An 11,938-nucleotide genomic window follows, 5' to 3' on the forward strand; every position below is an offset into this window, starting at 1 on the left:
ACAGTGAGATCTGCCCCGAAAAAAGACCCTGACCAGCACCAACGCCCAAACCCTCGCTGTCTCTCACACCACTGTCACGAAGCCGAGAGATCGCATCCGCGTCCATCAGGGATCCCTTCAGAGCGGGTGTCCGCCTAATTCATGACACTCCCCCCTTGGGCATGAGTCTGGCCCTTTGCTGTTATTTCAATCCAAGATGATGTTGAAGGCTGGCTGGCAGTAGAGGGCTTCAAGGCCGTAGTGCGACCGGAAGGCAGTAGCCGGCGGAGACGTCACAGGCGTCCGGCCGGGGTGTCCCGGCCGGACGCCTGTCTGTTCGGGTGCTGCCTATCCGATGGTGCGGGCGGTGCCCCAGTCGTCTTCTTCGACGCGCCAGCCGTTGATGAGGGCTGCGTTGCCGCCGTTGAAGAGGTAGAGGGTTCCGTCGTTGCGGGTGGCGTAGATGTCGGGGACTCCGTCGCCGTTGACGTCGGGGGTGCCGCGCAGGAGCGGCAGGGTGGCGCGGTCCCAGCCGGTGGTGGCGTAGGTGATGTCCTTGCCGCCGTTGGATGCCGCTTCCGTGCCGATGGAGTTGAGGTCGAGTCCGCCGCCTGCGGCGGGCTTGCCCTTGCGCAGGGCGAGGCCTCGGCTGGGCATGGAGTCGTCGCGGAAGGTCAGGTCCGCGACTCCGTCGCCGGAGACGTCGCGGACGCCTACGATGTCGCGCTTGCCCCAGCCGGAGCCGCCGATCTGCTTGACGCTGGTGATGCTGGCTCCGCTGTAGCCGGTGAGGGCCCAGAAGGTGTCACCGCCGTCGGCCAGGGCGAAGAGGTCTTCCATCCCGTCGCCGGTGACGTCCTGGACTGCAACGATCTGGCTGAACGTCGCCGGGTTCGGGGCACCTTCCGGGAGGAGGACCTCCATGCGCCGGCTGATGTCGAAGCGGCCGTTCCCGTCGCCTTGGTAGACGTACAGCTTGCCGTCGGGCATGCGGGCGATCAGGTCGGTGATGCCGTCGCCGGGGAACCAGTCGGTGGAGTGGGTGATGAGAGCGGGCTTGCCGCTCGCCGGGTCCTTCCAGTAGCCGGAGGGTGCGGCTCTGCCCGCGTCGGTGGCTGCGGGCATCCAGGCGTCGACGTCGCCGTCCTTGTCGCCGGGGTAGACGCGCAGGTCGCCTGGGCCGTCGACGGCGAGGAGGTCGGCCTTGCCGTCACCGGTCACATCGCCCGGACCGTCCGAGCCCGGCCTGGGCCGGACGTAGAAGGTATAGATGTACGGGTTGGAGATGTTGCCGGCCTGGTTGACGATGCGGACGTAGAAGAGGTTCGGTCCGGCGTTGTCCGGGCTGACGTCGACGGTGACGGTGTCCGATCCCGCCGGAGGGACGGCCTTCTTGTCGTAGATGGGGTGGTTGAGGCTCCACTGGAACTCGCGGATGTCCTCGGGCTTGGTGCCGCCGGCGATGACGGTGATCTTGCCGGGGCTCAGGGTGTTCTTGCTCCACTCGGCGCCATCGGGTCCGGGGACGGGGAAGTCATCGGAGCGGATGGTCGGCGCGGTGGGCTGGGTGTGGTCGATGGTGAACGAGCACGGTTTGTCGGTCCCGGCCGGGCCTGTCCCCGATATCGCCCCGTCGTGATCGCTGGCCGTGGCGGTCCAGGAGTACGTGGTGTTCGCGGTGAACGACTCCCAGGGGATGCCGGTTCTGGCGACGCCGTAGCTGTCGGGCCAGATCCACTGGTCGAAGACGACTGCGCCGTCCGAGGCGCGCCAGACCTTGATCTGGATCTGCTTGAGGTTCCCGTCGCCGTCGACGCCCTGGACCTCGAACATGACGTCCGACTTGCCGACCTTCCTGAAGGGGCCGTCGATCGTGCAGACACCGCCCGGGACGGTGTCCATGCCGGCCTGGGTCGGCTCGTCGGGTGCCTTGTTGTACTCGACGTCGATGTACGGGGCGCTCTCGCCGTTGGCGAGGAACTTCTTCCAGAAGTTCGCGTTGCCCTCGTTCTCGGCGCGCAGGCCCAGGGTGAGGGTCTGCCAGGCGCCGCGGGCCCCGTTCTCGACGGTGCCCTTGATGTCCAGGGCCACCCAGGAGTCGGGGCAGGAGCTGTCGTGTCCGTGCCCCGTGTACCCGCTGGCGATCCGGTTGCCCCAGAAGGAGTCGTTGTTCGTGCTCCTCCACGTGGTATCGCTGTAGATCATCGGGGTGTGATAGACGTCGAAAGTGGTTGCGGTGCAACCCCATGAGTACGTCTGCAAAGCCCGGAGCCTGGCGGATCGGATTGCGGTGCCGTGAAGCTGGCTGCCGAAGTCGAACATGAATGCCGAACGGGACGTGCCGTAGGTGGTGGTCTCGTATCCGACGCGCGCTTCGGGAGTTCCGCTGTCGCTGTTGAAGTTCTGTCCGTTGTAGAAGCTGGTGTTCTCTGCCGTCTTGTAGAGCAGGGTCCAGCTCTGCTTGTGGCCCTTGAAGGAGGGGTCGATGAAAACCGGATACACCGTGTCGCCGTCGTTCAGCAGACGGCTGTTCGGCGTGAGGGTCAAAATTCCCTCGGCCGTGAGCGCGGCTCCGGCCGGCTCGGCGTGCGCGCCTTCCGCGCCGGCGAGACCGGACAGGGCGAGCGTGGGGCGCTCGGCCGCACCGGGGCCCGGAGCAGGGGCGGGTTCGCCCTTGGTGGTGGCGACCTTGCCGGCCGAGTCCCACATGTACGGGGTGGGCGAACCCGCGACTTCCTCGCCCTTGGCGTTACGGGCACTGACTGCGCGCGAAGCCTCGTCCAGGTGGAAGGTCAGGCTCGGGGAGCTGAGCCGGTAGTTCAACTGGCCGAGCATCGGATCCGAGGCGGCCTTCTTGTCCTTGACGATCAGCAGGTGCGAGTAGCCGCCCTCCTGCGCCGTCATCAGCAGGTCGATACCCGGGCGGACGTTCTCGTACAGGGCGCGCGGGCCGGCGATGAACGGTTCGGGCAGGGGCCCGGGCCAGCTCACCACCATCTCGTGCCCGTCGGCGGTCAGCCGCACCAGATCGGTCCAGGCAGGGGCCGGCGTATCCGCCTTCAGGGCGGGCAGGGCCAGAGCCGTCCGCGTCACTCCGCGCGAGGCACGCCCGCCGCCGTCGGCGGCCTCCTGCTTGGAACCGCCGCTGAAGACGACTCGCCCGTTGACCGCCTTGGGCGCGAATCCGCCCTCCACCCGCTCGAGGGTGGTGTCGATCGGCTTCCACCGATCGCCCACCTTGGCGCGCACCGCGGCGGAGGACACGCGCAGCTTGAACACACCATCGGGCTTCGCCCAGGTCGTGGTGTTGGCAGTGCGCTCCGCGGTGGCCTCGACCTCTTTGCCGCTCTCCCTGGCCAGCCGGCGCGCATCCGTGGCAGTGACCGGCACCTCCGGCACCTCGGCCTCGGCCGGCTTGGCGTCCGGGGCACCCTTCGGCTCGGCCAGCTGAACGCCGACCGGCACAGCCACGGCTATGGCGAGCAGCGCGGCAAGGCTGCCCAGAGTCCGTCGGCGCTGGAACCAGCGTGACCGCGGCGCGCCAACTTCCTTTTCCGCAAGATCTCTTGGTGGATTCTCGTCCGCGGATTCGCTGACAGACACGATTGCACTTCTCCCCCCTCGGGCGCACGCTTCGCAGCCCTCGGTACCCATAAATCGAAACGATTCGACCACTGGCCTGAACAGGAAAGGTCCGCTCCCCACTCGCCTTTCGCACATCGGACACGCCAGGCCGAGCATGAACCATCCCTCTGACATCGTCACCCCTCATATCACCCAATCCACCATCCATTTCCACCCGGTTTGCATCAATTGCCCCGACATATACATGCAGTAAAGTGATAAAGCCCACACCGCTTATCGGATGGTGGATTTTTCTCTGCGAACACCCACACAATCAGCTGGCTAATTGTCAGTTTCCTGCCGTCCATGCGCCGTAGCCGTGGCGGCAGCGCGTGGGGGGGTCCACATGTCGCCGTTCTCGGCGAACAATTTCCGCCTGCCCGGAAACAGAAAGGCCCGCGCCCGACGCGCGCGCCTTGCCGGGCGCACCGGCATCACGCTGTCCGTGATGCTGGTGGCGACGTTGCTTCCGACTCAAGCCTGGGCGGCGCCACCTGGCGACCGCAGCAGCATCCAGTTGCCCGGCCTCCAGCAGGACAAGCCGGCCAAGCTCGACGAGGTCGAAGCAGCCAAGCTCGAGGGCTGGGCCGGAGCCCCGGTGCAGCCGCCTGCCGAGTACGAGCCCTCGAAGGTGACACCGCCTGTCGGCGGAACCGCCACCGTCGCACTCGATCCCGCCACGGGCACCCAGCTCGTCCAGGCCGGCAGCCTGCCCGTGAGCATCGGCAAGGCCTCCCCCACCGAGTCCAATCCGACGCCGCCCGACCCGTCGGGCACCTGGTCCGTGGCCGTCGAAACGCGCGCCGCCACCGAGGCCGCCAAGGTCGACGGCGCCCTCATCAAGGTCACGCCCCCCGCGGAGGGCTCCACCCCGGTCGACGTCCAGCTGGACTACAAGAAGTTCAAGGACCTCTACGGCACCGAGTGGGCCACCCGCCTGGAGCTCAAGCAGCTCCCCGAATGCTTCCTCACCACTCCGGAGCTCCCCGAGTGCTCCGTCTCCAAGGACGTCCCGTCCACCAACGACCCGGCCACCGGTACGGTCCGTGCAACCGTGGACCCGGCCACCGCACCGAGCCAGGGCCTGCGCACCATGGCGCTCGGCGGCGGTGGGCCGATGGTCCTGGCAGCATCTGACGGTGCCTCCGGCGCGGGCGGCACCTACAAGGCCACACCGCTTTCGCCCTCAGGTACGTGGACCGCGGGCGGCAGCGGCGGAGGGTTCTCCTGGACCTACCCCCTGACCGTACCCACCGCCCCGGCCGGCCCCGCCCCGAGCATCGCCTTCACCTACGCCTCGCAGGCAGTGGACGGCAGGACGTCGGTGGCGAACGGACAGGCCTCCTGGATCGGCGACGGCTGGGACTACAACCCCGGTTTCATCGAGCGCCGCTACCGGTCCTGCTCGGACGACCTCAAGCCCAACGGGGGCGCTCCGAACAACGACAGCCCGGCCGACAGGAAGAAGGGCGACCTCTGCTGGGCCGGCGACAACATGGTCATGTCGCTCGGCGGCGGATCGACCGAGCTGGTCCGTGACGCCTCGACCGGCCAGTGGGTCCCTGCCAACGACGACGGCTCCAAGGTCGAGCGCAGGACGGGACAGGCCAACGGCGCGAAGGACGGCGAGTACTGGGTCGTCACCACCCGGGACGGAACCCGCTACTTCTTCGGCCGCCATGACGTCGACGGCGCGGGCAGCCGGGCCGTCACGAACTCGGTCTTCACCGTTCCCGTCTTCGGCAACCACCCCGGCGAGCCCTGCTACCAGGCTTCCTACGCCAACTCCTCGTGTGATCAGGGCTGGCGCTGGAACCTGGACTACGTCGAGGACGTCCACGGCAGTGCCATGGTCATCGACTGGGCGAAGGAGACCAACAACTACGCCAAGAACGAGAAGTACAAGGCCAAGGTCTCCTACACCCGGGGCGGCCACCCCACCCAGATCTCCTACGGCCTGCGTGCCGACAGCCTGAGCGCCGACCCGGCCGGCCGGGTCGAGTTCCAGGTCGCAGAGCGGTGCGTCAGGGAGGGCAGCACCACCTGTTCGCTCGCCGAGTTCGAGTCGAACAACTACCAGGACAAGCAGCCGTGGTGGGACACCCCCTCCACCCTGCACTGCAAGGACGGCGGCAACGAGGACTGCTACACCACCACGCCGACGTTCTGGAGCCGTAAGCGCCTGACCGCCGTCAAGACGTTCGGCCAGCGCACTGCCGGGTCCACGGCCTTGTCGCAGGTCGACCAGTGGGACCTGAAGCAGTCGTTCCCCAAGCAGCGCACCGACACCCACCCGCCCCTGTGGCTGGAGGCCATCAGCCGCACCGGGTTCGGCACGACGAAGGACAAGGCCGGCAACCTCAGCACCACGCTGCCCTCGGTGTCGTTCATCGCCAACGTCAAGGACATGCCGAACCGCGTCGCCACCAGCGCGGACGACCCCACCCCGGACTTCGACCGGCTGCGTGTGGAGACCATCCGCACCGAGACCGGCGGGGAAATCCACGTCGACTACTCCGACCCCTGCCCGGTAGGCGGCAGCCACCCCAAGCCGGAGGAGAACACCACCCGCTGCTTCCCGGTCCGCTGGTCGCCCGACAGCACCCTGGAGAACCCTCCGCTGGAGTGGTTCAACAAGTACGTCATCGACCGTGTGACCGAGAAGGACCGCGTCGGCCGCCAGCCCGATGTCACCACCACGTACACCTACGAGGGCGACGCCGCCTGGGCCAAGGAGGACGACGAGTTCTCCAAGCCCGATCTGCGCACCTACGGCCAGTGGCGCGGGTACGCCAGTGTCGTCACGAAGCGCGGCGTCACGGCCCACACGGGCGGAAGCGATGCCACCGAGGAGTCGCAGAGCCGCACCCGGTACTTCCGGGGCATGTCCGGTGATGCCGGACGCCCCAAGATCACGGTCAAGGACTCGACCAGCGCAGAGGACTTCGGTGAGGATCTGCCCCAGTACCAGGGGCAGGCAGTGGAGACCATCAGCTACGCCAAGGCGGGCGGGGCCGTTGTGTCCCGTTCCCTGACGTGGCCCTGGAGCAAGAAGACCGCGTCGCGGCCGCGGGACGGAACGACCGACCTCGAGGCCTATCGCACGGGTGTCAGCCGGTCGGATGAGATCCAGTCCATCAGCGGTGGCAAGTCCCGCATGGTCCGCACCACGAACACGGTCGACGCGACCTACGGACTGCCCGAGACCACCCAGACATCCGCCTTCACCCACAACGGGACGTCCTGGACCACAGAGGTCCAGGAGTGTGTGACGACCTCCTATGTCCACAACCCGGACAAGAATCTGATCGGTCTGCCCCAGCGGGTCCGCAAGACCGCCGGCGACTGCTCCCAGGCCGCTACGGGCGCCGTCCTCGGCGACGCGCGGACCTCGTACGACGCCCTCAACGCCTTCGGGGCGGCCCCGTCCAAGGGCCTCTCCTACCAGTTGGACAGCCTCGACGGCGCCGGCACCGGCTGGGTCACCACCGTACGCACGGAATACGACGCCCTGGGCCGTGTCGTGAAGGCCTACGACGCAGTCGGCAACGCCAGCACCACGGCGTACACCCCGGCCACCGGCGCGGTCTTCACCGTGACCGCCACCAACTCCCTCGGCCACACCGCGACCACCAAGGTCGACGCGGCACGCGGCTCCACCCTCGAAGCCACCGACGCCAACGGCCGCAAGACCACCATGGCCTACGACAACATCGGCCGGCTCACCGATGTGTGGACGCCCTCGCAGAAGCTCACCGACAAGCCCGCCCAGGTCTTCGAGTACCAGATCTCCGAGCACGAAGCGCCGGTCGTCACCACAAAGACACTGCGGGACGACGGCACCTACGCCACTTCGGTCGCGATCTACGACGGCCTGCTCCGCCCCCGTCAGTCCCAGGGCGAAGCGCCCGGCGGCGGCCGCGTCATCACGGACACCCTCCACAGCGCGAACGGCACGGTCCGGCAGACCAACAACGGCTACTACGCCGAAGGCAAGCCGGGCACGAAGATCTTCGTCCCCGAGACCGTCTTCCACGTCCCGAACTCCACCGAGATCGCCTACGACGGCCTCGGCCGCCCCGTCCGGACCACAACCCTCCACGCCGACGTCCCGCAGAACTCCACCACGACGCAGTACGGCGGAGACTGGACCCGGACCCGCACCGGCATGTCCGCCAACGGCTCCACCGCGCTCAAGGGCAGCCGTGCAACGGAGACCTGGACCGACGTCCTCAACCGCACCTCAGAGGTGCGCCACTTCACGGCCACCGACCTCACGACGTGGAACAAGACCACGTACAGCTATGACGTTCGCGGCAAGCTGTCCAAGGTCACCGACCCGGCCGGGAACAACTGGACGTACGCCTACGACGCCCGCGGCCGCATGACCTCCTCCGACGACCCCGACATGGGCAAGTCGACCTTCACCTACAACAGCCTCGACCAGCAGGTCTCCGCCACCGACTCCGCCGGGCGCGCCCAGTACACCGCGTACGACGTCCTCGGACGTAAGACCGCCGTGCGCGACAACGCGGCCGACGGCCCTCTGGTCAGCTCCTGGACGTACGACACCCTGCCCGGCGCGAAGGGCCTGGCCGTCGCCTCGACCCGGTACGAGGGCGGCGCGGCATACACGAGCGAGGTCACCGGCTACGACACCGAGTCCCGCCCGACCGGCTCGAAGATCACGATCCCGGACGTGGCTGCGACCAAGGGCTTCGCCGGAACCTACGCCTACGGCACCACCTACACGCCCAGGGGCAAGGTCCAGTCGACCACCCTCCCGGCCACCCCGGGCGGCCTGGCCGCCGAGAAGCTGATCACCCGGTACGACGACGACGGCCTGCCCAAGACCCTCTCCGGTCTCAACTGGTACACCGCCGACACCGTCTACAGCCCGTTCGGCGAGGTCCTGCGCACCGCGTCGGGCAACCACCCGAACCGCGTCTGGACGACGAACCTCTACGACCAGTACACCGGCCGCGTCACCGAATCCACCAGCGACCGCGAGACCGCCAACCCCAACCGCATCTCCTCCCTGTCGTACGCCTACGACGCCGTCGGCAACCCGACCTCCATCACCGACACCCAGGCCGGCGGCCGCATCGACCGCCAGTGCTTCACCTACGACGCCATGGGCCAGCTGACCAACGCCTGGACCGGCAAGACCGCAGCCTGCACCGGCCCCAGCCTCAGCGACGTCACACCAGGCCCTGACGGCGACGGGTACTGGCAGGAATACCAGTTCGACAAGATCGGCAACCGCACCCAGCTCATCGACCACGACCTCACCAACGGGGCCCTGGACGACAAGACCACCTACGACTACGGCGTCACCGTCACCGGCAACGGCACCCAGCCAGCCAGCACCACCCAGCCCCACGCCCTGGCCAAGACCACCAAGACCACCAACACACCCGGCCGCACCGTCACCTCGCTCTCGAACTACGAGTACGACGCGTCCGGCAACACCAAGAGCCGCCGCATCGACGGCGACACCCAGGCCCTGAACTGGGACCGCCGCAACAAGCTCACCTCCGCCACCAGCCCCGGCATCGGCTCAGTCACCGTCATCGGAGTGCTCGGCAAGTGCCTCGACGTCGCCGAAGGCTCCACCGCGGACGGCACGGCAGCCCAGATCTGGCCCTGTAACGAGACCAAGGCCCAGCAGTGGCGCCTGACCGGCGACACCGTCCGCGCCTTCGAGAAATGCCTCACCACCAGCGGAACCAAGGTGCTCATCGCCACCTGCGACGGCAGCGACAAGCAGAAGTTCCTCTACCGCGCGAGCGACAAGTCCCTCTACAACCCGGCCGCCAACCAGTGCGTCGACGTCCCCAACAACGCCATCGACGGCAGCGACCTCCAGCTGTGGTCCTGCAACGCAACCGGCGCCCAGCAGTGGAACTTCGACAACACCACCACCTACGTCTACGGCCCCTCCGGCGAACGGCTGATCCAGGAGACCGGCAGCGCCCGGACCCTCTACCTCGGCGAAGCCGAGATCACCGTCAACAAGGCCGGACAGGCCATCGACGCTGTCCGCTACTACAGCAGCCCCGGCGCCCCCACCACCGTCCGCCGCACGGAGGGCAAGAGCCAGAACCACAAGCTCTCCGTCCTGCTCACCGACCACCACAACACCGCGACCGCCTCCGTAGACCAGTCCCCCGGCCAGGCGACAACCCGCCGCAAGTCCGACCCCTACGGCAACCCCCGCGGCGCCCTCACCTCCAACTGGCCCGATGACCACACATTCCTCGGCACCGGAGTCGACGACAACACCACGGCCCTGACCCACATCGGCGCCCGCGAATACGAAGCCTCAACCGGCCGCTTCATCAGCGTCGACCCCGTCATCGACATCACCGACCCGCTCCAGATGAACGGCTACACCTACGCAGCCGGCAACCCCATCTCAGGCTCCGACCCCAGCGGCCTGCGCAGCGATGAATGCGGAACCCTCTACAAGTGCACGGGCCAGTCGGTCATCACCTTCTCCAACGCCAAGGAGACGACGGCCGAATACACCAGCCTGGAAACCCAGCGCTTGTACTACGAGACACACGCACCCGCCCCCGACTTCCACGGCGGCGGCAACGCCACCGACGAGGCCTGGACGTACACCAGGATCGCCAAGCAGATCCTGAGCAACGTCAACGTCCCCTACGTGACCGGACTCGACTTCAAACCCGGACACTTCCTCGCCGGCATGGGCCAAGGCGTCATCGACCTCGCCAGCAGTGGACACCCCCTCACCCTTCTGTCTAAGTGGGTGTTCGGACCAGGCGGACCCAGTGTTGGCGACGTAAGTCGCAACCTCCTGAACAAGGCAGGAATCAACACCAATGACAACACCTTCGAGATAGGGGAAATCCTATCCCCCGTCCCCGGTGGCGCCGCCGCCAAGGTAGGGGAGAAATTCCTCGCGAGATTCTCCTCAAAGTGCAACAGCTTCACCCCTGAGACACCAGTCCTCATGGCAGACGGCACCACCAAGCCGCACGCAGATGTCGTCCCAGGCGACAAGGTCCTGGCAACCGACCCAGAATCAGGCGAAACAACCGCAGAAGATGTCACCGCAACCATCGACGGAGAAGGCACCAAGAACCTCGTCCAGATAGCAGTCGCGGAAGCTAGTACAGGCGACAGCGGCACAACTACCATCACCGCGACGGACGGACACCCCTTCTGGGTGCCTGCGCTCAACGAGTGGGTCAATGCAACAGACCTAACCGTCGGCGAGTCCCTGCAGACAAGCGCTGGCAGTCTCGTCCAGATCACTGCGATCAACCGCTGGACCCAGCAGGCCTCGGTCCGCAACCTGACCGTAGCCAACATCCACACGTACTATGTGCTCGCAGGAGCGACTCCGGTCCTGGTCCACAATTGTGGGGAAGCGCGATTCAGCGTGGGTTCCGATGGTGTCGCCGAAGACCTGGCTAACCCTCTGCCCGAACGCGGCGGCTACGTTAAGCCGCCAACGCTTGAGGGGGGAAGGATGAATGTCGTCGGCAACAAGATTTGGGGCAACAGCGACCCCGGAAAACTCATCGGAACGCGTACGCCAGAGGCTCTCCGCGGTCTTGCCAGCCGGGGCGATGCAGAGAAACTCCAGGACTTCTATCAGGGGGCTGTCAATGCGGGCAAGGGCGGCGCGGCCGGACGCGGGGAACAGAACTCCAGGTCGCCCGTGGATACCGCAAGGAACCGCGTGCAACTGTTGCAGGAAATAATTGACGCCTGGAGGTGACATGGAGGCTAATCGTTCGATGATGGAAATGAAGTTCGCTGCAACCGATGGGCCCGCACGAGTTACGTTCGAGCCGGGTGGAATTGCCTTCGAACTCGCCGCCGATGAATTCATCACGTTGCAACTGGATCCGACCCTTGCCCCCTCGCTAGAGATTAATATCTGGCCGAATGGTATATCGGTCTGGCTGCCCTATCCGGGAGAGTCTGACTTCATTGTCCTAGACTCCAGTGGTCGCGAAGTGGCCCGCCTGTGGTGATTTTGTAGTCAATTCTCAACTGGAAAGCCCTGCCGACGGTGCTCAGGTGCATCCGGCAGGGCTTTTTGTCTTCTTTATCAAGTCTGCCGCTGTATCAATCTGTCCGCACTGGAAAAGAGTGTTTACCTCACCGTAAGTGCGTCAGATTTCGGTTTTTTCATGAAGTCGAGCCGAGTGTTCCCGCGCGGAATGCGAGAGGTCCGCCGGTTTCATTCCCGGTGGGGCCTCGGCAGGGCTGATTCATAGTCTTGGCTGTGAGGAGAAGCGGCAGGTCACAGCCGTGTGGCGGACCTTCAGTTTGGACACGCCGGACGCAACGAAGC

General features: G+C 66.5%; 3 protein-coding genes. 2 read left to right on the plus strand and 1 reads right to left on the minus strand.

All coding sequences use genetic code 11. The features are described 5' to 3' along the window. Window positions 1-327 precede the first annotated feature (327 nt). Window positions 328-3,444: a DNRLRE domain-containing protein gene (locus AB0M99_RS36550; protein WP_365928388.1), complete on the minus strand. Its 3,117-nt coding sequence runs from the start codon at window positions 3,442-3,444 to the stop codon at window positions 328-330. Window positions 3,445-4,051: 607 nt separating this feature from the next. Between AB0M99_RS36550 and AB0M99_RS36555 the strand changes: the two genes are divergently transcribed. Both AB0M99_RS36555 and AB0M99_RS36560 read left to right on the plus strand, forming a co-directional pair. Further along, complete coding sequence (locus AB0M99_RS36555) at window positions 4,052-11,356, plus strand: ricin-type beta-trefoil lectin domain protein (RefSeq protein WP_365928390.1); 7,305 nt, start codon at window positions 4,052-4,054, stop codon at window positions 11,354-11,356. A 1-nt stretch (window position 11,357) separates the two neighbouring features. Beyond that, window positions 11,358-11,615, plus strand: coding sequence for a hypothetical protein (locus AB0M99_RS36560; RefSeq protein WP_365928392.1), 258 nt, complete (start codon window positions 11,358-11,360; stop codon window positions 11,613-11,615). Window positions 11,616-11,938: the final 323 nt, after the last annotated feature.

The sequence above is a fragment of the Streptomyces sp. NPDC051183 genome (genome assembly GCF_040682455.1).
Classification (GTDB): Bacteria; Actinomycetota; Actinomycetes; order Streptomycetales; family Streptomycetaceae; genus Streptomyces.